We start from the raw sequence: 23985 nt of genomic DNA on the forward strand, positions 1-23985 counted from the left end.
TCAACCGAAACAGGTGGTCAATTTGAACTGGAATTGGGTGGTCAATTTGACCGTTTTTTCCAGTTCAACTATCCAATCAGGAATTTCATTTATGCTATTGAATGAAAAATCCAACGCCTTAAGATTGGTGAAGGTTCTTATTTCTTCTGGCATTTTAGTCAAATTCTCAGATGACAAATCTAGAATGAAAACTTCCATTGGAGATTTTATCACTTCAGAAATACTAGTGTACACTTTGTAACCATGAAGATTTTTTGCAGAAACAGACATTGTAACGGAATTATCTGAATGAGAAGACGCAAAATTGTCATCTAAAATTAGTAATTCAGGCGTCTCCTTTTTGGTTTCGATTTTTTTGCCTTTAGATTGAGCTGCACAAAACTGGCAAGATGTAGCTACCGTATAAACGATTATTATTAATTTCATTGTATTTGTTTTAATATTTACAATCTTAAAAGATGACGCGGTACTTGATTATAGGTATGATTTTATCGTACTTATACAGCCTATCTGCATGACAAAACAATAAACAAACTGTTACCAAAAGTAAGTAAAAAGAGTACAAACTGCCTAGTGCTTTTAACTATTTTGCTGGAATGGATGGGTTCTGGCTCTTGGGTTTCGAGTCTTGTGTTTTCTGCCACCCCAGAGAAAGGGAAGGCCACAGCTGCATATTGGGAGACCAAAATAGTTTCCTATATATCGCTTTGCCCATTCATCCGTAAAATCATTTCTGCAATGGCCTCTGTCTCTGCACTTGAAAATATAGGCTTGAAATAACTTACATAATTGAGAAGCTCGCCTGCGGCAAGCACCTTCACATACTGGAATTCCTCTTTGGGCCTTGTGCCGGCAAGCACGATCAGATTCCTGATCGGTATTTTTTTATCGCCCCAGTGGTGCCCGTCCAAACGCAAGCGGTAATTGCTCCTTTTATTATTCAATAGGTAAAATAATGCAAAGTTCGCCCTCCTGACCTGTGCTACGGGGGAACGCAAGCTTGCATTTTCTAATGATTCTTCACTCCAGTTTTTTGTCTCAATCAGGAAGATACCCGACGGCGCCACCAGTATGTGATCCATCTGCACCGACTTTATGAAATCATTCTCCTGCCTGTTGTGTATTGCGGGAGAAAATGACCTGTTGAAATCATTGATCAGGAAAAAATCGTCCGACAGCGCTTCGAGTGTCTTGGCTACTTTTTGCTCTCCCAGGGCGCCATAGATATAATTGCTGCCTTCTTTTATTATCTCATTCTTTCGGTCAAGTTCTGAGAGGGGATTTTTCACGCTCTGCCTCGCCGCCTCTTCAAAATCTGAAGCTATAAATCGGCTGCGATTGCTTTTAAGCTGGAAGTCTTCAACAAGTCCGCCCAGTGCCCTGTCGACTTCAGTATCAAAATTGTGTTCCTTTCGCTTTATTTCTACCGTACGCCTCCAATCGCTCACGACACTGGCCAGCTTTTTAAAAAGGTTTGTGCCGGTGCTGCTTTTCGAGACAGCAAGTTGTTCTTTTAAAAGATCAATTTCGGCTTTTAATTTTTCCGTTGCCTGCTGTCTTTGTATTTCTATAGCGAGTTCTAATTCCGGCAGCTCTCTATCGAGGCTGTTTTTTTCTTCGCGAATCAGGCTTTCATGCTGTCGAATCAGATGCTGTCTGGAATTCGCATATGATTTTTGGAAATCAATTACCTCTTTCAGCGACTTAAAATCATGCACGCCGTTTTTCTCCAAATGTGATTTCAGAGCTGTCAGTGAACCGATTTTGTTGTATGTCCTGCACATGATTTTAGGGTTGCTGGCTGTTTTGTTAGTCGCTATTGGTCGTCGAATTTTAATACTTTAATAGTATAGAGGGTTTCAAACCAAATTCAGCGCCATTTTCGGATTTCCAAATTTTATCAAATATAAATCAAAATCCATTAAGCCAAATTCTCGAATTCGTTGTTGAAGCTGTTGGCTAAAATACGTTAATTGTCTGTAATCAATAAAAATATTCAAGTTGATTTAAAAAGTTTAGAAATTTCCATTGTTCGTAATTACGACGGGGCAAAGTCTTAAAGTCTATAATGAAATAAGACCTCATTCAAGTTGTGATTACGTAACCCCAAATCAGGCGCATCTACAATCAGAGTATTTATCTAAAAGATGGAAAAATTACAACAAGAGAATCAACATTTAAAACAGCTGTATAGTTGATTTAGGATTAAAATTTATAGTTGTATAACTATATCAGGATTTATTTATTAATCTGTATAGCTAAATCAGGACGAGACATATAGCTAAATTAGGACGAGACAGTATAGCAAGTTTAGGATTAAAAATTATATTTGTATAGCTAAAGCAGGATTAATTTAATAACCTGTATAGTTATTTTAGGACGGGTCACCTTGCACCTTCAAGCACAGATAAGGCATAGATAAAGCATAGATAGTGTATGGGGAGTGTATGAAAACAATTATGTAAAACAGAAGGCACTCGGGAATACGTACAAAAAAAACAGCGCCTCAAGAAAGACAACAGTCCCTTTGGATGAGGATCGCAATTGGCAATAACGTCAGAAGTAAAGCGCGACTCAAGGTCGCGCAGAAACAGGAGTGTTGGAAAACGCCTCCTCTATTCTATTGGGGTCGATCAGGTCAGATTCGATAACGTGCTTTAGGTTTTCGCCTCGCACGGTCACTTTTAATTTATCCGTAGAAATAAAAGTAATGACTTCCACGGGCTTTCCCTGGTACTCGCAGTGGTAAACAGAGGTATTGCGGACAGCAACCGCCTTTTTTATAATCGTCAAGGTCCCGAGCGGTTTGACATTGATTTCAGAATCAGAAAGGGTCAGGATCGTTTCGGGCTCCAAATAAGGGACACCGTCGATAGTATAATTTTGCGACTTGAAAATACTGGCACCGTTAGATTGGGAATAGCCCAGCGCGGCGGCCAAAAGCAGCACGGACGTAAATAATTTTTTCATGACCATTTGTTTTACGTCGGAAACCGGGGGAATTGTCCGATAATTGGAGGCAAGGTATAAATTCAAACAGTGCGCCCTATTACACTTTTTTAAGATTAGATTGCCTGATTCCTATAATTCAGGTCGGTTCTCAAATACCAGGCGTTGTTTTTAATCCCCAATTAAGTAGGAACTGTCGGCAGTTACGAAGAGTAAAACAGGCCCCAAAGGCGCTATTGCAGCTATGCAAACCCAGCAGTGAAATGCCCGTTGCTGCAAAGAAAAAATCCCGAGCGCTCGCTCAGGATTTTATAGTGATGGAAAGAAAGGCTACTTCCCTTTTCTTCGATCTCTTTCGGTCTTGATCAGGTTCAGTTCCCGGCTGGTTTGGCCGGCAACAGAAGTATTTTCTTCTGCCCTTCTGATCAGGTACGGCATCACGTCGCGGACCGGCCCAAAAGGTAGGTATTTCGCCACATTGTATCCGTTGGCCGCTAAATTATAGCTGATATTGTCGCTCATACCGTACAGTTGCCCAAACCAAACGCGCTCATCCCCTTTCTCGATTCCGTTTTGGCGCATCAGCTGCATCAGTTTATACGAGCTGTCTTCATTGTGGGTTCCGGCAAAAAGGGCCATCTTCTCCAAATGCTCCACCATATAGAGCACGGCAGCGTCATAATTGATGTCCGTCGCTTCCTTTGAAATGCAAATTGGCGACATATATCCTTTTTCTGCCGCACGCTTGTTTTCTTTTTCCATATAAGCACCGCGGACCAGCTTCATCCCGATATAAAAGCCTTCTTCTTTGGCAATTTCATGTACCGTTTTCAAATAATCCAGTCGGTCCCAGCGGTACAGCTGCAGCGTATTGAAAACAATCGCTTTCTGCTTGTTATACTTGCGCATCATGTCCAAGACCACGTTATCCGCAGCATCCTGCATCCAGCTTTCCTCGCCGTCGATCAGCAGCGCAACGTCTTTTTCATGGGCTGTTTTACAGATCAGGTCAAAACGCTCCAAGACGCGGTGCCATTCCGTCGCTTCTTCCACCGAAAGTGTTTTTCCTTCGCCTAATTTTTCATACAGCTCAAACCTGCCGATGCCCGTGGGCTTAAAAACGGCAAACGGAATCGCTTGTCTTTCTTTAGCAAATTCAATGGTTTTCAAGGTCATGTCAAGCGCAAAATCAAACTGCTCCTCTGCCTCTTTTCCTTCCACAGAATAATCCAAGACAGACGAAACGTTGCCTTTCGTGTACATTTTGTCCACCACAGAAAGGCAGTCTTCCTCGTTCACCCCGCCGCAGAAATGGTCAAAAACCGAAGCCCTGATCAAGCCTTCCACCGGCAGGTGTGCCTTCAGCGCAAAATTGGTAACCGCAGTCCCAATGCGCACCAGCGGTTCCGATGCAATCATTTTAAAAAGAAAATAAGCCCTGTCAAGTTCCGTATCGCTTTTTAACGCAAAAGCCACTTGTGTATTATTGAAAATCTTTTCCATTAGTGTGTTTAATAATACCGCAAATATAATTACTCATTTGCGATTTTTTCTTAAAAAATGCCTTATTTTGCCTTTCAAAATTAAGTTTTTCAGTAAGAGCGAAATGCTGGGGCATTTCCAGCAGTCGCAATTCCCGCTGCAGCCGCTCGCTTTGCTTTTTCTGGCGCAAAAGCAAGAGCTCAGGCAACGGCAGCATCGGGGCTATTGGAGAAGCCATTTGATTTTTTAGAAGGTTCGGTCCCGGCCGTTGTCGATAAGCATTGTCTTTACATCAGTACGGCAGTACAGAAGTATCCATAAATGAGGGCCAAAAAGCAACAAAAACACTATAAAATGAACACGATCCAAGCCAACGGATATCCAATACATTTCAATGAAAAGGGCTATTCAGAATTAAATAAGTTTCTTTCAGAAAACAAATATTCAAACATTTTCATCTTTGCCGACAGCGGCACAAACGAACAGTGCCTCCCTGTTTTCCTTCCAAATCTGGAAACCGATCTGGCCATTGAAATCATCGAATTTGAAGCAGGCGAAGAAAACAAAAACATCGAGACCTGCATCGAGCTTTGGAAAGTGCTGACCGAATTAAAAGGCGACAGGAAAAGTCTGGTCATCAATGTGGGCGGTGGCGTCGTTACCGACCTAGGCGGCTTTGTGGCTTCCACCTTTAAAAGGGGAATTGATTTCATCCATGTTCCTACTACATTGCTAGCCATGGTGGACGCTTCTGTAGGTGGAAAAAACGGCGTGGATTTAGGCAGCTTGAAAAACCAGGTCGGGGTCATCAATGTGCCAAAAATGGTCTTGGTCGACACCCAGTTTTTAGAAACATTGCCGCAAAACCAGATGCGTTCAGGCCTGGCGGAGATGCTCAAGCACGGACTGATCTATGATAAAAAATATTGGAACCTGTTCTCCGACTTAAACAACTTAAATACAGACGATTTAGATGTTTTAATTCACCAATCTGTTGAAATTAAAAACAGCATCGTGATGCAGGACCCGACAGAAAATGGCATCAGAAAAGCATTGAATTTCGGGCATACCTTGGGACACGCTATCGAAAGTTATTTCCTGGAAAACGATACTAAGGCCACGCTGCTGCACGGCGAAGCGATTGCGGCCGGAATGATTTTAGAAGGGTACATTTCCTTTAAAAAAGAATTGATTGCTGAAAGTGATTACCTGGAAATAAAAACCGTCATCAATAGTATTTTTGACAAGATTATTTTCGAAGAAAAAGACCTCGCCCCGATACAGGAATTGCTGGTTCACGACAAGAAAAACGAATACGGAACGATTCAATTTGCTTTGCTTGATGGCATCGGAAATATAAAAATCAACCAAATTGCTGAAAACGAACTGATTATTGATGCTTTTTTAGATTATAATTCTTAATTATTTTTTAATAGAAATCATTGCATATCCGTTAGATTATTTTTTACATTTGCGCCAATGAAAATAAACCAAAATCCATCTCTTTATTTATTTTGCGACTGCGAAAACAATAAGTATTATCAGCACTTACTGAAAATTCTGTGTTCGATTAAAAGCATCATGGTTTTTGATATTTTTTTATATTCAAATACATACCAAGAAAAGTTACCGATCATTTATGCAAATATTAGGGTTTGAATTTTAGCTAAAAAATAATTTTTACTATATTTAAACTTAAAATACTGACAAATAAATGAATACAAAATATTCTGATCTAATAAATCAAACATTCTATTTCCCACAAGAAGAGTTCAAGCTTAACAAAGACAACCTTTTGTTCCACAACATTGATTTGATGAAAATCGTGGAACAATATGGCACGCCTTTGAAATTCACATACTTGCCACAAATTTCTAACAACATCAACCGCGCAAAAGGCTGGTTCAGGAAAGCAATGGAAAAAAACAAGTATGATGCGAAGTATTTTTACTGTTATTGCACTAAAAGCTCTCATTTTGAATTCATTATGAACGAGGCTTTTAAAAACAATATCCACATTGAGACTTCTTCTGCGTTTGATATCAATATTGTAGAAAATTTACTTGAAAACGGAAAAATCAACAAAAGCACCTATGTAATCTGCAATGGTTTTAAAAGAGACCAATACATTACAAACATTGCCCGCTTGATCAATAACGGACATAAAAATACCATTCCGATCATTGACAATTACGAAGAATTAGATTTGCTTCAGGCAGAAATTCCGGGTAAATTTAAAATCGGAATTCGAATTGCTGCTGAAGAAGAACCTAAATTTGAATTTTATACGTCTCGTTTGGGAATTGGATATAAAAACATAGTGAGCTTTTATAAAAAACAGATTCAGGAAAACCCAAATCTGGAATTGAAAATGCTCCACTTCTTCATCAACACCGGAATCAACGATACTTCGTATTATTGGAACGAGTTGGTGAAATGTATAAAAGTGTATATTGCCCTGAAAAAAGAATGCCCCACTTTAGACGGCTTGAACATTGGGGGCGGTTTCCCGATCAAAAATTCTTTGGCTTTTGAATTCGATTACCAGTACATGATTGACGAAATCTTGAACCAGATTAAAATTGCTTGTGACGAAGCTGAAGTGGATGTTCCAAACATCTTTACTGAATTTGGATCATTTACTGTTGGAGAAAGCGGCGGTGCGATCTACCAAGTTTTATATCAAAAACAACAAAACGACAGGGAGAAATGGAACATGATTGACTCGTCTTTCATTACCACGCTGCCAGATACTTGGGCGATCAACAAGCGTTTTATCATGCTTGCAGTGAACCGCTGGAACGATACGTATGAAAGAGTGCTTCTGGGCGGCATGACTTGCGATAGCGATGATTATTACAATTCTGAGCAAAACATGAATGCCATCTATCTTCCAAAATACAGCAAAGAAAAACCGTTGTATATTGGCTTTTTCAACACAGGAGCCTATCAAGAAACAATTGGCGGTTACGGTGGCTTGCACCACTGCTTGATTCCACAGCCAAAGCACATTTTGATTGACCGCGATGAAAATGGGATTTTGGCTACAGAAGTATTTTCGGAACAGCAAAGCTCTGAAGACGTATTAAAAATATTAGGTTACAAACAAAAATAATTTGCATCTTGGCAATTTAAAATTTGAAAATAGTAGTAATATTGCCAAATAGAAAACATAAATAATCCCGCGATTCAAATATTATTTGAACCATCAAGTTATAAATTTTTAAAAACAAAATAATGAGTAAAGGACCAATCAGTCAGTTTATTGAGAAGTATTATTTGCATTTCAATTCTGCAACAGTAGTAGACGCAGCTAAAGCTTATGAAGAGCAATTGCAAAACGGTGCGAAAATGATGGTGACTTTGGCCGGTGCAATGAGTACTGCTGAAATTGGAAAAATCTTCGCAGAAATGATCAGACAGGATAAAGTTCAAATTATTTCTTGTACAGGTGCCAATCTTGAAGAAGATATCATGAACCTTGTTGCGCATTCTCACTATGAAAGAGTTCCAAATTACAGGGACTTAACACCACAGCAAGAATGGGATTTGATGGAAAGAGGATTAAACCGTGTAACAGATACTTGTATTCCAGAGCACGAAGCATTCAGAAGATTGCAAAAACACATCTATAAAATTTGGAAAGATGCTGATGATGCAGGTGAAAGATATTTACCACATGAATTTATGTACAAAATGTTGCTTTCAGGTGTTCTTGAAGAATATTACGAAATTGACTTAAAAGATAGCTGGATGTATGCAGCAGCAGAAAAAAACTTGCCTATTATCGTTCCAGGATGGGAAGATAGCACAATGGGAAATATTTTTGCTTCTTATGTAATCAAAGGAGAACTGAAACCTTCAACGATGAAATCTGGAATTGAATACATGACATTCCTTGCTGACTGGTATTCAAAAAACAGCAGCAATGGTGTTGGTTTCTTCCAAATTGGCGGTGGAATTGCTGGAGATTTTCCAATCTGCGTGGTACCAATGTTATACCAAGATATGGAAATGCACGACGTACCATTCTGGAGTTATTTCTGCCAGATTTCTGATTCCACTACAAGTTATGGTTCGTATTCAGGAGCTGTCCCGAATGAAAAAATTACTTGGGGTAAATTAGATATCAAAACTCCGAAATTCATTATTGAGTCAGACGCTACCATCGTGGCGCCATTAATTTTTGCCTACCTATTAGACTTATAATAAAATTGTATGAAAAGAATTATTGTAGATTATTCTAAACTAACCAATGAAATCTTGACATTGCTTGTTGAGAGATTCCCTGACGGGTATGACGACTCAAATATCATTCGTTTCAGAAATGCAAAAGACGAAATGATCGAGGCTGTTGAAGTCCGCACTGAAGACACTATTTATTTAGTAAAAGTGAGTACGAAATTGGCAAGCAGAATTGAAAATTTCGACGAAGACGACGATTTAGATGACGTTGTTGTACCAATCGATGCCATCAAAGGACTTGACCTGGATGACGATATCGATGATGACGAAGAAGAAGAAAAAGAAGAAAAAATCGAGTTGGACGACGAAGATGACGAAGACAGAGATGTAAATGACATCGCGGATGAAGAAGACGATGAAGAAGAAGATTAATTCTTGCAGATAAAAAAGGGGACTCCAATTGGAGTCCCCTTTTTATTTAAGACAAAGATTACAACACAGTTATAAGAATGAATTTGGTCGGTTTTATTTGAATTACATCGGTTTTACAGATTAGATAAGAAATTATTCTATATTTTTATCTCAACCAAAACCAAACCTGATGCTTTTTTTTAACTCAAAACACAACCGATGCCAAGAGTGGTTTGACTTCAAAGTATTAATTGCTCTGAATGTAATTTTTCTGCTTTGGAGTTTATCAGTATTGGGCATTTATTTAAAAATGGCAACAATAACGCGAGGTTTCAAATTTGTAATTCCAATAGCCTTGCTCCTATTTATTTTTAGCCTATTCTCAAAAAAAAAAATCAATCGTAAAAAAGGAACTGCATTATTCTTATTTGTTTTTACTTTATTTCTAATCGTAAAAATTATAGATATGTCGCAAGGAACAAAATATTTCTCTGTTATTAAATTATAAATACCTTTCCTCAAAAATCTTTTGATGGTGTTTCTGATGCCCGATAATAATTACTCCCAAAGCACGAACAGAAATCTCGAAGCCAGAAGCCGTTCCAGTTCTAAGCAAAGCCTCTTCATTGAACGTCTTGAACAAATGAATGGTAGATTGCCTTAAAAGCGTTAATTCGGTCAATAAATCACGAATACTTCTTTCACTGCCGCCCGCATTTAATGCATAATCATTTTCTTCAAAACCTGGCAGGGGCGTTTTGTCATTTCTGGCAATTCGCAACGCTCTGTAAGCAAAGATTCGTTCAGAATCCATCAGGTGCTGCAAAATATCCTTGATTGTCCATTTGCCTTCCACATAACGGTAATCGTATTTATCCATCGGAATATTTTGAACAAACCGAATCAAATCGTGAACGGAGATTTCTAATTCTTCAAGCAAATCTCCATCGGAAACGTGCGCGACATACGAAGCATAAAAAGGAGCAAACTCTGTGTTTGCCAATTGACTTATTTTCATTTTAAGCGGAATTTCTACTAGCGTTAATATTTCCAAAAAGCGAACGCATTACGATTTTTTCATAAACTTTTACAAGTTCTTCATCGCGATTCTCGTTAGCATTCAGTTCGTTAATTTTTGACAATGCATATTGCTGTATTGTCAAGAGAGGCAAGACGATCTGTTCTCTCATTTGAATAGAAGCTTTACCATCTGGATAGTTTTCCATCAAGGTTTCAAAGCCTGAAATTTTCAATAAAAGTCGTTTTGTTTCTTTAAATTCATTGAAGATAATTTCCCAAAATTCACCAAATTCTTCATCTTCTTTCATATACGCAGTCAACGGAAAAAATGATTTTGCCAAAGACATCATGCTGTTTTCAATTAGCGTTTTAAAGAATAAAGAATCGTTGTAAAGCTTTTGGATTTTATCCCAATTTCCATTTTCTTCAAAATGTTTCAAAGCCGTTCCGACACCAAAAAATCCCGGAACATTCTGCTTCAATTGACTCCAAGCTCCCACAAACGGAATTGCTCTCAAATCCTCAAAATCCAATGTATCAGATTTGCTTCTTTTTGAAGGACGGCTTCCGATATTGGCTAGAGAATAGTATTTCAAAGCGCTTCTTCGCTCTAAATAGGGAATGAATTTCGGATGGTTCTTGAAATTTGAATATTCTTGATAGCTTACATTCGACAATTCTTCCAAAATTTCTTTTTCAGAATCAGAAAGCTTGTTGTCGCCTTTGTAAAAAACTTGATTGGCAACGCCAGCGCTCAACAGATTTTCTAAATTAAAACGGCACGAATCTAAGGTTCCAAAATTGGAACTGATGGTCTGGCCTTGAATTGTGATCTGGATTTCTTTATTTTCAATGTCTGGTCCAAGCGAAGCATAGAATTTATGCGTCTTTCCCCCTCCTCTGGCTGGCGGTCCGCCACGTCCGTCAAAGAAAATGACTTCCACATCATATTTTCTGGAAATTGCCGTAAGCGCTTCTTTTGCTTTGTAAATGCTCCAGTTAGCCATCAAGTAACCGCCGTCTTTGGTTCCGTCAGAAAAACCAAGCATAATTGTCTGCTTGCCATTTCTTCTTTTCAAATGCTCAAAATATTTTGCATTAGAATAAAGCATATCCATAATCTTCTCGGCATTATGCAAATCTTCAACCGTTTCAAAAAGCGGTACGATATCCACCGTAGGATTCTCCCAACCGCACAATCCAAACAAAGCATAAGTTTCTAAAATATGCTGTGCGCTTTGCGTATTGCTGATGATATACCGGTTGGCGCCATATTCACCATTATTTTCTTGAATCGTTTTTATTGCATAAATGGAATCAATTGTTGATTTTGCATTCTCATCTTCAAATAGTTCAGCAGTCAAATTTGATTTCGCATCCATCAAAACATTCAAACGTTCTGATTCGCTTAAATTGTCATAATTTTCAGGATAAACATTCAGATTTTCCTCTTTTGCCACTTTTTCAATTTCATCAAAAACGCCATCGTGAATCTTGCTGTTCTGGCGTACGTCAAGCGTTGCGAAGTAAAATCCGAAGAGATTTACCTTATTGATAAACTTATCCAAATCATCCAAATACAAGGATTGGTGATTGCTGATGATTCGTTCCCTGATTTGCATTAAAGTCGCTTTCATTTCGTCAAGCGTAATATATAGCTCTCCTTTCGAGTAAAAAACCGAGCGGTAAATTTTATGTTCTAATTCCGTCCAAATCGTGTCAACACCAGCAAAGGTAAGCTTTCGCTTCAATTGACGGATATCATTGTAGTAACATTTTAAAATAGATGTTCGAAGCCTGTCAGTCACTCTCAACGTGATTTCATTTGTCACAAACGGATTCCCGTCGCGGTCGCCACCTGGCCAGAAGCCGAAATTGATAATTTGATTCTGTAACAGTTCCCCTGCAAAAACATTCTTCTGGAAGTATTGCATTATGTTTCCGGCCGTTTCATAAAAAACGTTCTCCAGATACCACGTCAAACTTACCGCTTCGTCAAAAGGAGTCGGTTTGTCTTTTTTGATAAAAGGTGTTTTCCCCAATTGAGCTAATAATTCCTTGATTCTTTTTAAATCATTTGCCGTAATTGATTCCTCTAAATCAGTGATAATTCCCAGAACCGAACCGGGGTAAAACTGCGTTGGATGCGCTGTCAAAACCGTTCGGATCTTAAAATCCTCAAAGAAACTCTTTAACTCAGGCATCCTGTTTTTAGATTCTGCTCTTTCTTTGGTGTTTCGGACAGAATTGGCGCCGTCTAAATTATTTATGATCGCAAATGCCGAATCTTCAATGGCATCAAAAAGCACGATTTGCCTCTCCACGTATTGAATGAAGCGAAACATCAAGTCAATTTTTTCTTGTTCAGAAGCGCTATCCAGGTATTTTTCAGAAAAAAAATCAAAAATCTGCTGTGGCTTCCATTCATTTTTGAACCCTGATTCACAAACTTCGGCAAAAAGTGGCAACATAATTCCGGTATTTCCAACATTATCAAACGGAAGCGTGATCAGCATACTGTTGTAAATCTGATATTTAGAAGCCACATGCTCTTCAAATCTTTCGAGTTTTGGGGAAGTGTACATTTTTTTTAATTTTTGCCTTAAATTAATAAAAAACCCTCATGTTTTCACAAGAGGGTCTTAAAATACTTTATAAAAATTACTATAAATCTTTAAAAATGGTATGCATCAAACGTTTTTTATCATTGATGCTTTCATCAAGAGAAATCATCGTTTCTGTTCTGTAAACTCCCTCGATATCATCAATCATAAAGATGACTTCTTTGGCGTGTTTTGTATCCATGGCGCGGATTTTACAGAAAATATTGAATTTACCCGTAGTTACATGAGCAACCGTTACGAACGGAATTTCATTGATTCTCTCCAAAACGAATTTGGTTTGAGAAGTATTATGAAGAAAAACACCGACATATGCGATGAATGAATATCCTAATTTTTCATAGTTTAAAGTCAATGAAGAACCCATGATAATCCCAGCCTCTTCCATTTTCTTAACCCTCACGTGCACTGTTCCAGCAGAAATCAGCAATTTTTTTGCGATATCTGTAAAAGGGACTCTTGTGTTGTCAATCAGCATATCCAATATCTGATGGTCAACTTCATCTAAACGAAACTTATTCATAAATTATAGTTTGTAATTGTTTTCTAAATCTGGGTACAAAAAAAATATTTTTTTTTCAATAAAAAAAGCAATTTCTTAAAGAATTGGCAAACCATTAACAATTTTAACATTATCTCCTAAATAAAAATCAAAATTTTGACCAATTTTCGGAATGTTGGTTTTACCGTCAGAATATACCTTTTCTTCTGCATCAAATTCAAAGTGTCCTAAATTTTCATTCAAATCTCCAATATCGGCAAGCGTTGCGACAAATTCAATCTGCTTTCCAACAAGGACTTCCTTAAATTGAATTGCAAAATTCGTAATAATTTGTCTATTATCATAGTTAATTTTGATATTTTTATAAATGAAATCATAAAAAATTGGTTTATTCTGCGGAATATGAAAGTATTCATCAGTTTTATCGCAAACTATATCGTTTTCGTTAATGTATTTCAAACCCGATAATAAAGCTATAAAAATATATTTCCGAGTAATTTCTCGATCGTAATCACCTTGAAAATGACCTGCTTCAAATAAAACGGTAGGAGTTTCTAGATACGTAAAGGTATCTCCAACACAATTTAAGTTAAATCCGTCGTCAAAACGTCCTACTTGGCCCGGAATAAGCGCTTGCAAAACATCATTCATCGCCACAATCACACACATTGCCTTTTTTCGAACCTCATTCAACGCTCTGCTCTCATCAAATGACGGCGCCAAAAAAGAAACTGTAGCTGAGTTATTCGTGTCACCAGAGGCAAAAATAGTTCGCTGGTCGTGCAGATTGTAACAAAAATCAGGCTTGAACTCAGCATGTATTCTTCTCAATAACTGGCTTTCAGGTTGCGAAAGCGTTTGAAAATCTCGGTTTAAATCCACTTCATTCGCATTAACACGCGTATAATTCTTTGCTCCGTCGGGATTCAACATCGGAATACAATAAAATGTAAAGTGATTCAAAAGCTTTTCAGCCCATTCACTTTCACTATTCAACAGCTTTAATAAATCAAAAAGCGCTTTTGTAGTCGTGCTTTCATTTCCGTGCATTTGCGACCAAATCAATATTTTTATTTTTCCAGTTCCAATTATATAAGAATGGATATCCTTTCCTTCGACCGATTTCCCAACAACATTTAAGTTGTTATTTTTATTCAAAGTATTTAAAATCGGGTGAATATTTTCAAGTGTAATATATCTTCCAAACAAAGCTTCTTCTTTACTTTCAAGGAATAGTTTTTCGAAATCCATCGGTTAAAATTTAGATTTACAAAAGTAAACAACTTAATAATTACAATTGTAAACAAGAAATTTTCCTTTGGAATTTACGAATGTAAACAAGCTTTTGGTTTTCTTTAATACACTTTTGTAAATTACATTACTACTTCATTTTCACGAAATTAAAATACTTATAATCAATGATTTAAATAAACTTACTTAAAGTTAATTATACAGCTATTATTAAGTTTACAACTGTAAATTTGATTGTTCTTAGTAATATGTTTACATTTGTAAAACACTTTAAAGCGAAACACAATTTACAATGGTAAACATCGAAGAATTTATAAAACGACTTGAAAAACTCTTGGACTATTACGGCTTGACCGCTTCTTCTTTTGCCGATAAAATTGGCGTCCAGCGTTCGAGCATGTCTCATCTCCTATCTGGCAGAAACAAACCGAGCTTGGATTTTATTTTAAAAATTACCGAGTTTTTTCCGGAAGTGGATTTGTATTGGATTTTAAACGGCAAAGGAAATTTTCCAAAGAGTGATATATCCGAAAAACAAAATGAGCCTGTTTTAAGAATGGAAAATATTCCGAATGACTTATTTAGAACTTCAAGCGCCGAAGGTTCTGATTTAAAAACAGAAAGTCCGAAAACAGAGCAGAAAAGTAGTTATATAGGAAATGTAGAAAAGATTGTCATGTTCTACTCTAACGGCACATTTAAAGAGTACAAGCCCGAATAAAACTGCATAAAAAAAGGAAAACCTTAATTCCAATGAAATCAAGGCTTTCCAAACCAATAAAACAAACACAAAAAATTAATATCAAAAAAATGTACTTTTTGACGGTCGTTGTAGCTTGCAAGCGATTAAACGCTCTTAATTCTATTTACGATCAGAAGTTCGCTTTGGTTTTAAAATGGCCAACAAATATTTTTATTGCTTCTTGTTCGATTAAATCTTCCAAAATATTTTACATTTGAATAAAATTTTTCACGTGTTTAAGAAACTTTTCAGCTACATCATTCCAGTAAATATCCACAAGCAGAATTCTTCGATCAGCAAGAATATTGAAATTACCTGGGCAAATGGCGAATTGGTTTTAGATTCAAAAAACACCAATTACTCTTATGGAAGCCTGCAAAGAATTTTGAGAAAAGGTTTAAAAAGTATTGGATTTGAAAGAGTTTTAAAAATGCAAAATATTCTGGTTCTTGGCGTTGCAGGCGGTAGCGTAATTAAAACTTTAAGTGAAGAAATTAAGTTTAAAGGAAAAATAACGGGCGTTGAAATTGATTCCGAAATTATTAAAATCGCCAATTCCTACTTTCATTTGGATAAAATTGAAAATCTTGAAATTGTAATTGACGATGCTTTTGAGTTTGTTTTAAAAACCAAAGAAAAGTATGATTTGATCATTATTGATATTTTTCAAGATACCACCATGCCCAATTTTTTATTTGAAGAATTCTTCCAAAACCGCACTTGTTTTCTTTTAAAAGAAAAAGGCGTTATTTTATTCAACACGATGTGCCTTTCTGAAAAAGAAAATAGTCGGAACAAAAAATATTTAGAAAATGTAAACTCTGAATTATTTTTGGCAAGAACCATTCCGCGTGTGGAAGATCATAATGAACTGATTATTTTAGAGCGAAAATAATTTGAGGAAAATTTCAAGCTATTGCCGACCTAAAAAAGCATTTCCTCCTTACCTTTATAATTCAATTTTATAAAGATGCCTGAATTACAACTACTTTCCTCCGCTTATTTCGAAGACTATAAAAAATCACTAAAAACCAATTTTAAAGAAGCTTTTAGCTCCATCCAATCAAAACCGATGGATTCTGATGCTTTCAAATATTACAATTCGATTGCCGTGGCCTATTCATCTCGAATCGAGGGCGAAAAAATGGAGGCCGAAGAGTATTTAAAACACAAATCACTTTCCATTGAATTATCAGAATATTTGGTTGAAAGACCAGATGATTTATACGAAGCGTATCTTTTTGCCCAAAAGGAAAAACTGAAATTCGATAATTTTTTCAAAGCCCATTCCATTCTTTCAAAAAGTTTGCTTCCAAAAGACCAACAAGGAAGGATGCGTTTTGGACAGAAAGCAATTTCTACTAAAAAAGACGGAAAAATCACGTATGAGGCGTGCCAAGCGTCAGATATCCCTGCAGAATTCAGAAAGTTATTTGAAGATATTGATTACTTATTGAAAAAAGAATTAACCCTTGAAGAAAGCTTTTATTATGCTTCTTACATTCATTTGGTATTTGTGAAAATTCATCCTTTCAATGACGGAAATGGCCGTTCTGCAAGGCTTTTAGAGAAATGGTTTCTATCCCGAAAATTAGATATTGCCGTCTGGAGCATCAATTCTGAAAAATATTACCACGACCATTTATCTGAATATTATAAAAATCTTGAATACGTCGGATTTTTTTATGAGAATTTGGATTATGGCAAAGCGAATGCTTTTTTAGGAATGTTGGCGGAAGCGGTCGCGTATGAATAGCTACAGCATCCTCCTTGCCTTTTCTAAATCTTCAATGGTATCAATTCCGATGCCGAGGTGCGTGGTTTCTACCATTTTGATTTTCTTTCCATATTCCAAATAACGAAGCTGTTCTAATTTTTCAGAAGCTTCCAAAGATTTCATCGGAAGACTGTAAAAATCCAACAAAGCTGGTTTTCTGAAAGCATAAATCCCGATGTGCTGAAAATAACGAACGCCTGCATTTTCTTCTCTTGGATACGGAATCACTGAACGTGAAAAATACAACGCCAAACCGTTTTGATCTACAATAACTTTCACATTATTTGGGTTGGCAATTTCTTCCTTGTCTTTTATTTCGCGCATCAGCGAAGCCAAATCAATTTGGTGCGTTTCGTCATTTTTAAAAACTTCCAGCAATTTTTCAAGCGGCTCTTTGTTGATAAACGGTTCGTCGCCTTGCACATTTACTACAATATCCACTTCTAAATCTTGTACCGCTTCAGCAATTCTGTCGCTTCCTGATTCGTGTTCTTTTTTGCTCATAATGGCTTTTCCGCCGTTATTTACAATTTCATTAAAAATCAAATCAGAATCAGTTACCACAAAAACATCATCAAATAAATGGGTTGCAACAGCCGATTCATACGTTCGAAGAATGACTGTTTTTCCACCTAAATCTTGCATTAGTTTAGCCGGAAATCGTGTGGATGCGTAACGTGCGGGAATGACTGCGGTTATTTTCATTGAGAAAGTTTCTGAGTTTGAAAGTGACAAAGTTACAAAGTTTGAGTTTGGTTAGAAATTTTTGTAAATTAATTTTGTTGATGATTGATTTTTTAAAGTCGTTGCTTCTTTTAAATCAAATTTTATATAAGTCTGGTTTATTTTTACATCATAAACTTCCACTTTATTTTTTGAAAATGTTAATATATTTTTTAAACAATCTTCTTGTTCAACAAATATATCTCTGTCATACCTTTTTATAAAGCCACATTCTACTTGATCAATTATTATTAAATCTCCATCAGAAACTTCATAATACAAATTTTCAAATTCGCCATATTTATCTTCAATTTCCATAGAAATAAAGCAGAAATATAGAAACGAAAAAATTCCTATTACAAAAACAATAATGCTTATTAATATTATATGAATTTTTCTCATAGTTTACTCCTCCAAAAAACTCTCATCTTTAAAACCAATCAAGTACAATTTGTCTTTTGCCCTGGTAATCGCGGTATAAAGCCAGCGAATATAATCTCTGTCAATGCCGTTTGGCAAATAAGGCTGTTCTACAAAAACGGTATTCCATTGACCCCCTTGTGATTTGTGGCACGTGATGGCGTATGAGAATTTTACTTGCAATGCATTAAAATAGGGATTCTCTTTTACTTTCTGAAACTTGCGGTAATTGGTTCTTTCGTCTTCATAATCCAACATCACTTCTTGGTACAAACGATTCGATTCGTCATAAGAAAGCGAAGCCGATTCAGTGGTCAACGTATCTAAAATTAAAACCGTTTCAAAAGGTTTCTGGTTTGGATAATCGACCATCCTGATTTTTACGGTGGCAAATTTAAAACTGTATAATTCTTGTATTTTATAAATTTCTAAAACTTCAATAATATCACCATTGGCAATAAAATCAGTTTCGGTGGAATCTTTCAGCCAGAAATAATTGTTCTTCACCACCATCAAAAAATCTCCGGTAGAAAGATCGCTTTCTTTGTCTAAAATTCGCATTCTGATTTGCTGATTGTAAGCATTTGCCCGTTTGTTGGAACGCACGATAAATGCGGTATCTTCCAAACCATAATTGCTGTAAGCACCGTGAATGGCATCTTGAATGTCATATCCGTCGGTCAACCGTACAATGTCTTTGAAGTTTTTTACGTCGAATTTAAAATCTTCATAAAAATCATCATTTAATTGTTCCCGAAGTTCGGTTGCATTAAAAAGTATTCCTGAATTTTCTTCCTGTCGCATCACTTCATCAAATTCAATATGCGAGATTTCCATATCATAATTTCGCGACAGCAAATCAATGTCCAATGCCGGAGAAACATCTAAGTTTACCGGAGGCAACTGTGCTGTATCACCCAGCAAAATCATCTTGCAATTCGTCCCCGAATAGACATAATAAATAAGGTCATCAAGCAACGAACCGTTTTCATACATGCTTGAATCAGAACTGGAATCTGAAATCATTGACGATTCATCGACAATAAAAATCGTGTTTTTGTGCTTGTTTTGTTGCGTTGTGAAACTTACGCCACCGCCTTTTGTTTTGGGATAATAGATTTTTTTATGAATGGTATGTGCTGGTTTGTTGGAATAATTGGCAATGACTTTAGCAGCACGGCCAGTTGGCGCCAAAAGGACATATTTTTTGTTGATTTCTAAAAGATTGTTGACCAAAGTGGAAATCACAGTTGTTTTCCCAGTTCCGGCGTAGCCTTTTAAGACAAAGATTTCGTCTTGCTTTGAATTGGTCAAGAATTCTGCTACTTTTTGAAAAAAAATATCCTGTTTTACGGTGGGATTGAACGGAAATTTTGTTTTTAAGGTCTTGTAGAAAAGTGCAGAATTCATTTGGATTTTATTTGTAGCAAAGTTAGAGCTTTTTAAATTCTTTTTTTAAAACATTAAGGGATTAAGTTTCGTTAAGGTTTAATCTTTTTTACTTTGTGACTTTGTAACTTCTTAGACAATCTTGGTCCAAAAGTTTAAAGAATACCTGATGTTTTTAAATAGCCCCGATTGCAGGGGAAATCCTTTTTTCTCGCTTCTTTAGCGAGGAAAAAGATGGTACCGGAAAGCGGGACTGTTGTTTAAAAAATGCTTTTTGTTTTTGCTTCTGAAAAAAATTGAAATAATTTTTTGTAGGTAATTTTAGAAAAGAATATTATCGCCTTTGCGGGATTCCAATTATACTTTGCGACTTATTTTTCGTAAGTTTGCGAACATCAGTAAAATTCAATGTCGGCTAACCAAAACATAACGGAAAAAACATATCGAAAATTGGCGATTCAAGTATCTTTGAATAGCTTTAAATTTTGTGCGTTTGACACTTTAAATGAAGTGGTTTTGTTTGTGAAGGAAGTGGATTTCAGTGATTTTCCGAAATCTGCTAAAATTGAAGACCATTTTTGGAAAGCTTTTGTGGAAGATACTGATTTGACAAAATCGTATGACGATGTTGTCGTGCTTCACGAAAATAATTTGGCTTCATTTGTGCCAAGCGCGCTTTTTGACGAGAATTATTTGGGAAGTTATTTGCAATACAATACCAAAGTTTTTGAAACCGATTTTTTTGCTTTCGACGAACTTTCGGGATTTGAGATGGCCAATGTGTATATTCCGTATGTGAATATCAATAATTTTTTGCTGGATCAATTTGAGTCTTTTGATTACAAGCACGTGAACAGCATTTTGGTTCCGAAATTGCTTGAAATCTCAAAAAACGTGGATGAAAAACAAGTTTTTGTTCACGTTGGCAACGGTCATTTTGAAATTATTGTAGCCGAAAATCAAAAGCTTTTGTTGTTCAATTCGTTTGATTTTGTGACAAAAGAAGATTTTATATATTACCTATTATTTACAGCGGAACAGTTGAAACTGAATCCGGAAACGTTCAAATTGCAATTGTTGGGAGAAATTTCTGAAGCAAGCGATTTGTTTAAAATTGCCTTCAAATACATCAGAAACGTTTCTTTATTAGGCGTTTACCAGACACAAAAACACAATGACTTTTCTACTGAAAAGAACTTAAAGCATTTTATTTTATTCAATTCATAAATGAGAATTATTTCGGGAAAATATAAAGGCAGGAGAATTGCTCCGCCTAAAGGCTTGCCTGTTCGTCCGACCACGGATATGAGCAAGGAAGCGCTGTTCAACGTTTTGAACAACTATTTTAATTTTAGCGGTTTGAAGGTTTTGGACTTATTTGCGGGAACTGGAAACATCAGTTATGAATTTGCTTCGCGCGGAAGCGACAATATTACGTCTGTTGATGGCGATTTTGGGTGCGTCAAATTTATCAAGCAAACCGCCGATGAATTTGATTTCAACATTGCCGGAATCAAAAGCGATGTTTTTAAATTTATTGAGAAAAATAAAAATTCTTACGACGTTATTTTTGCAGATCCGCCTTATAATTTAGACCAGGCCACTTTTGAGAAATTGGTAGAAGTTATTTTTGCCAATGACCTTTTGCAAGAAGACGGAATGATGGTAATTGAACATTCAAAATACACCAAGCTGGATCATATGATTAATTTTTCATTCAAGAAAAGTTATGGCGGTTCGATTTTTTCTTTCTTTGAAATTGATGGAAACAAGGATGAGGAAGTTAAAAATGAAATTAACGAAACAGAAGAAGGATAAACACTGATTCTATTTAAATTAAAAGCCACTGATTAGGTGGCTTTTTTGTTGCCATAAATTTTAAAAAAAATGTGAAATCTTTGAAATTTCTGAACGCTTTTTGATTGATGATGATTATTATTTTTCTTGAAGCCAATTACGCCAATCTTGGGCAATTTTATCCCAGTTGTAAATGTCTTGATTGACGGTTGCGTTTTCATTTATAGGAAAATAATTATGTTCTAAATTCAAGTAACTTTTAAAAGCACAATTGTCTTTTTTCTCGCGAATCGCTTCCATTTGAAACAAATCATTAAACGGAGCAGACCAATCTTTCGTTCCATAAGAAATCAAAACCGGAATTTTCAAATGCATCAAGTTATCCTTTTGTGGAAGCGAAAAACTATACGTAGTTTTAAATGAATCGCCTGAACCAGAATTCACTTCATTCGGGTTTTCAACCACTTTTTTCCAATGTTCTATCGTGTTATTTCCTTCATTTATAGAATCCGTATCAAAGCTTCGACTTTGTGCCAAAATATTCATAATTCGACCATAAGGATTTCCTCCTGAATAAATCAAATGTGTGATTTTTCGATTGATGGAAGCCATTTTTGAAGCAATCGTACTTCCTTCAGAATGTCCGGCAACAACTAATTTTTTGTTTTTTACCCAACGTTCTTTTGCCAATTGTTTCAAGACAAAATTGTTTCTAAACACATAATAATCTAAATAATTTCGCTCCAAATAACCTTTCGGTGGTAATTCTTTTTCCACATCTTTATAATAGCAAAAATTCTTCCCGAGCTTTTTTACATCTGAAATTATCGGAACAAATGGCTTACCAATAATTACGATATGGAAGTCTTCTAAAAATGGATTTTCGTCAAATGGTAGAGTTCCATACAAACCTTTTTCGTCATATTTTACAACAGGCTGGGGCAAACTTCCCTGACAGAAAAAAAAGATTGGTTTAGCTATTTTTTCTTCTCCAATTTTAGAAATTACAATGATATCAACCGGTTCATCCTGATATTTCATCGCTATATGTTTATAGCCAAAATCTTCAGGAATTTTCTGAGAATGCGCGTAGATTTTTGAAAATAAAAGCATAATAATTTGAATTATGAGTTTCGACATTTTAATTACGAATTAGAAATTACGAATTACGATGACGTTCAATTCGTAATTTGCAATTCGTAATTGACTATCGCAAAGTTGGCTCAAAAACAAATGCTCAAGGTTAATGGTAGGTTAATGCTGGGTTAATGTGTTTTATTCGAAATAATTGGCTTATTTTTGAAGTGTAATTCATGGATATGAAACAGAAAATTAATTTACTAATCGGATTTTCGGCAGTCGTTTTGATTGCACTTTCTGCTATCCAATATTATTTGGTGAAAACTGCTTATGAATATAAAGTCGAGCAATTTCGATCAGAAATAAAAGAAAAAATAGCAAAAATCACGAATGATTACAGCGATATTGATTCTACGATTTTCAACAAAAAAGATTTGCTTTACAAACAATTGGCCGAAAATTATATCCGAGATAAAAAGACGCGTTTTCATATCAAAAATCAATTGCTTCAGAGTGATTTTAAAAATGAATTGACCCGAAAATTACAGGAAGAATTTGAAAATGAAGTCCCCGATTTGGAGATTGATTTTGCCATTGTCTTGGATAAATTCGTGATTTATGATGTCACAAAAGAAGCCGACACCATTTTTGCAGAAAAACCTTTTATCGAAAATAAAATTTATGGAAATTTGGCTTCATTAGATGATGCTTTTTTGATTCGCAATTATGTGGGAACAACCAGCGGTTCCTTGCAACAAGAATTAAATTCTGATTACAAACTTTTGACCGAAGACACTTTGTATGTTTCCATCCAAAACTGGGAAACCATTGTTTTAAAACGAATGACCTTGCTTTTGGTTTTTGCTGTTTTCTCTATTTTGACATTAATTACATTATTTGTTATTGCATTGAAAGCCTTGATCAAACAGAAAAAAGTAAGTGACATCAAAACCGATTTTATCAATAATATCACGCACGAATTAAAAACGCCCTTGACCACTTTATCGGTTTCTACGAAGATCTTAGAACGTAAAGAAACGCGCGAAAATGAAGCTGTTTTCAATTCGGTTTTAGGAACAATCAATCGCCAAAATAGCAGATTACAGCATTTAATCGACCAAGTTTTAACCAATTCTTTGGGTCATCAAGAAATTGAATTGCACAAAGAAAGAGTGTTGATGCCTAATTTTTTGAATACGATTATTGCCGATTTTAAAATTTCTAATCCTAATATTTTGATTGAAACCCATTTTCACTCGCAAAAAACAAGTTTGAATTTAGATAAATTCCACCTGACAACTGCTATTGCAAACGTCTTAGAAAATGCGGTAAAATATGGTTGTAAATCAATTGCTGTAAAATCATCTTTGATTGAAAATCAATTTTCGATCAGTATTTCTGACGATGGAATCGGAATTTCAAAAAGTAAACATTCGCTTTTATTCGATAAATTTTACAGAGTCGAACAAGGAAATCTGCACGATGCAAAAGGACTTGGTTTGGGATTATATTATGTGGACCAAATCATAAAAGCGCACCACGGAACGATTAATGTGGTCAGTGATTTGGGTAAAGGTTCGACTTTCAATTTAAGATTTTCAATTTAATATGTATGAATTTAAATCTGTGCCAGTCT

Annotated in this window: 23 protein-coding genes; 10 read left to right on the plus strand and 13 right to left on the minus strand. The window is 35.9% G+C overall.

The window, feature by feature from the left end; genetic code table 11:
* The 5 genes from EG849_RS13725 to EG849_RS13745 all read right to left on the minus strand — a co-directional run bounded on the left by EG849_RS13725 (nt 1) and on the right by EG849_RS13745 (nt 4669).
* Complete coding sequence (locus EG849_RS13725; protein WP_125013725.1) at nt 1-426, minus strand: leucine-rich repeat domain-containing protein; 426 nt, start codon at nt 424-426, stop codon at nt 1-3.
* A gap of 269 nt (nt 427-695) precedes the next feature.
* Nucleotides 696-1784: a nuclease-related domain-containing protein gene (locus EG849_RS13730; protein WP_125013727.1), complete on the minus strand. Its 1089-nt coding sequence runs from the start codon at nt 1782-1784 to the stop codon at nt 696-698.
* 790 nt (nt 1785-2574) lie between these two features.
* Nucleotides 2575-2970 carry a hypothetical protein gene (locus EG849_RS13735; RefSeq protein ID WP_125013729.1) on the minus strand — a complete coding sequence of 132 codons (396 nt, stop codon included), beginning with the start codon at nt 2968-2970 and terminating at the stop codon, nt 2575-2577.
* Nucleotides 2971-3279: 309 nt separating this feature from the next.
* Nucleotides 3280-4452 (minus strand): proline dehydrogenase family protein, encoded by a 1173-nt coding sequence (locus tag EG849_RS13740; protein WP_125013731.1) that lies wholly within the window; start codon nt 4450-4452, stop codon nt 3280-3282.
* On the minus strand, nt 4433-4669 hold the full coding sequence (locus tag EG849_RS13745; protein ID WP_125013733.1) for a hypothetical protein: 237 nt from the start codon (nt 4667-4669) through the stop codon (nt 4433-4435). Before EG849_RS13745 ends, EG849_RS13740 begins: the two co-directional genes overlap by 20 nt.
* A 116-nt stretch (nt 4670-4785) precedes the next feature.
* Between EG849_RS13745 and aroB the strand changes: the two genes are divergently transcribed.
* The 4 genes from aroB (at nt 4786) to EG849_RS13765 (ending at nt 9048) form a co-directional block, all read left to right on the plus strand.
* Complete coding sequence (gene aroB / locus EG849_RS13750; protein WP_125013735.1) at nt 4786-5853, plus strand: 3-dehydroquinate synthase; 1068 nt, start codon at nt 4786-4788, stop codon at nt 5851-5853.
* Between the two features lie 292 nt (nt 5854-6145).
* Entirely contained in the window at nt 6146-7546 is a 1401-nt protein-coding gene (locus EG849_RS13755; RefSeq protein WP_125013737.1) for a type III PLP-dependent enzyme domain-containing protein, read from the plus strand.
* A gap of 122 nt (nt 7547-7668) precedes the next feature.
* Nucleotides 7669-8640: a deoxyhypusine synthase family protein gene (locus EG849_RS13760; RefSeq protein ID WP_125013739.1), complete on the plus strand. Its 972-nt coding sequence runs from the start codon at nt 7669-7671 to the stop codon at nt 8638-8640.
* Between the two features lie 9 nt (nt 8641-8649).
* Nucleotides 8650-9048 carry a DNA primase gene (locus EG849_RS13765; RefSeq protein WP_125013741.1) on the plus strand — a complete coding sequence of 133 codons (399 nt, stop codon included), beginning with the start codon at nt 8650-8652 and terminating at the stop codon, nt 9046-9048.
* A gap of 481 nt (nt 9049-9529) precedes the next feature.
* Here EG849_RS13765 and EG849_RS13770 read toward each other — a convergent pair whose 3' ends face one another.
* The 4 genes from EG849_RS13770 to EG849_RS13785 all read right to left on the minus strand — a co-directional run bounded on the left by EG849_RS13770 (nt 9530) and on the right by EG849_RS13785 (nt 14421).
* Complete coding sequence (locus tag EG849_RS13770; RefSeq protein WP_125013743.1) at nt 9530-10045, minus strand: DinB family protein; 516 nt, start codon at nt 10043-10045, stop codon at nt 9530-9532.
* A 1-nt stretch (nt 10046) separates the two neighbouring features.
* Nucleotides 10047-12632, minus strand: a complete 2586-nt coding sequence (locus EG849_RS13775) for a phosphoenolpyruvate carboxylase (RefSeq protein WP_125013745.1) — start codon at nt 12630-12632, stop codon at nt 10047-10049.
* A 79-nt stretch (nt 12633-12711) separates the two neighbouring features.
* Complete coding sequence (locus tag EG849_RS13780; RefSeq protein ID WP_125013747.1) at nt 12712-13191, minus strand: Lrp/AsnC family transcriptional regulator; 480 nt, start codon at nt 13189-13191, stop codon at nt 12712-12714.
* Nucleotides 13192-13266: 75 nt separating this feature from the next.
* Nucleotides 13267-14421: a M14 family zinc carboxypeptidase gene (locus EG849_RS13785; protein WP_125013749.1), complete on the minus strand. Its 1155-nt coding sequence runs from the start codon at nt 14419-14421 to the stop codon at nt 13267-13269.
* Nucleotides 14422-14713: 292 nt separating this feature from the next.
* On the opposite strand from EG849_RS13785, the gene EG849_RS13790 reads away from it, so the two are divergent.
* The 3 genes from EG849_RS13790 to EG849_RS13800 all read left to right on the plus strand — a co-directional run bounded on the left by EG849_RS13790 (nt 14714) and on the right by EG849_RS13800 (nt 16919).
* Entirely contained in the window at nt 14714-15142 is a 429-nt protein-coding gene (locus tag EG849_RS13790) for a helix-turn-helix domain-containing protein (protein WP_125013751.1), read from the plus strand.
* A gap of 253 nt (nt 15143-15395) precedes the next feature.
* Nucleotides 15396-16058 carry a spermidine synthase gene (locus EG849_RS13795; RefSeq protein WP_125013791.1) on the plus strand — a complete coding sequence of 221 codons (663 nt, stop codon included), beginning with the start codon at nt 15396-15398 and terminating at the stop codon, nt 16056-16058.
* Between the two features lie 75 nt (nt 16059-16133).
* A complete protein-coding gene (locus tag EG849_RS13800) occupies nt 16134-16919 on the plus strand; it encodes a Fic family protein (protein ID WP_125013753.1) in 786 nt (261 codons plus the stop codon).
* Here the strand turns inward: EG849_RS13800 and kdsB are convergent, their stop codons facing one another.
* From kdsB to EG849_RS13815, 3 genes are read right to left on the minus strand one after another with little or no spacing between them, the layout of a single operon-like run.
* Nucleotides 16920-17645 carry a 3-deoxy-manno-octulosonate cytidylyltransferase gene (gene kdsB, locus EG849_RS13805; RefSeq protein WP_125013755.1) on the minus strand — a complete coding sequence of 242 codons (726 nt, stop codon included), beginning with the start codon at nt 17643-17645 and terminating at the stop codon, nt 16920-16922. It abuts the gene before it with no gap.
* Between the two features lie 51 nt (nt 17646-17696).
* On the minus strand, nt 17697-18065 hold the full coding sequence (locus EG849_RS13810) for a hypothetical protein (protein ID WP_125013757.1): 369 nt from the start codon (nt 18063-18065) through the stop codon (nt 17697-17699).
* A 3-nt stretch (nt 18066-18068) separates the two neighbouring features.
* Entirely contained in the window at nt 18069-19493 is a 1425-nt protein-coding gene (locus tag EG849_RS13815; protein ID WP_125013759.1) for an ATP-dependent DNA helicase, read from the minus strand.
* A 387-nt stretch (nt 19494-19880) separates the two neighbouring features.
* On the opposite strand from EG849_RS13815, the gene EG849_RS13820 reads away from it, so the two are divergent.
* Together EG849_RS13820 and EG849_RS13825 are read left to right on the plus strand one after the other, a co-directional pair.
* Nucleotides 19881-20699 (plus strand): DUF3822 family protein, encoded by an 819-nt coding sequence (locus EG849_RS13820; RefSeq protein WP_125013761.1) that lies wholly within the window; start codon nt 19881-19883, stop codon nt 20697-20699.
* Nucleotides 20700-21290, plus strand: a complete 591-nt coding sequence (locus EG849_RS13825) for an RsmD family RNA methyltransferase (RefSeq protein ID WP_125013763.1) — start codon at nt 20700-20702, stop codon at nt 21288-21290. It begins immediately after the preceding gene.
* 117 nt (nt 21291-21407) lie between these two features.
* Here EG849_RS13825 and EG849_RS13830 read toward each other — a convergent pair whose 3' ends face one another.
* Nucleotides 21408-22409, minus strand: coding sequence for an alpha/beta hydrolase (locus EG849_RS13830; protein ID WP_125013766.1), 1002 nt, complete (start codon nt 22407-22409; stop codon nt 21408-21410).
* A 179-nt stretch (nt 22410-22588) separates the two neighbouring features.
* Here EG849_RS13830 and EG849_RS13835 point away from each other — a divergent pair, with 179 nt between their 5' ends.
* Nucleotides 22589-23956, plus strand: coding sequence for a sensor histidine kinase (locus EG849_RS13835; protein WP_125013768.1), 1368 nt, complete (start codon nt 22589-22591; stop codon nt 23954-23956).
* Nucleotides 23957-23985: the final 29 nt, after the last annotated feature.

It is taken from the genome of Flavobacterium macacae, from assembly GCF_003865365.1.
In the GTDB taxonomy this organism is placed as follows: domain Bacteria; phylum Bacteroidota; class Bacteroidia; order Flavobacteriales; family Flavobacteriaceae; genus Flavobacterium; species Flavobacterium macacae.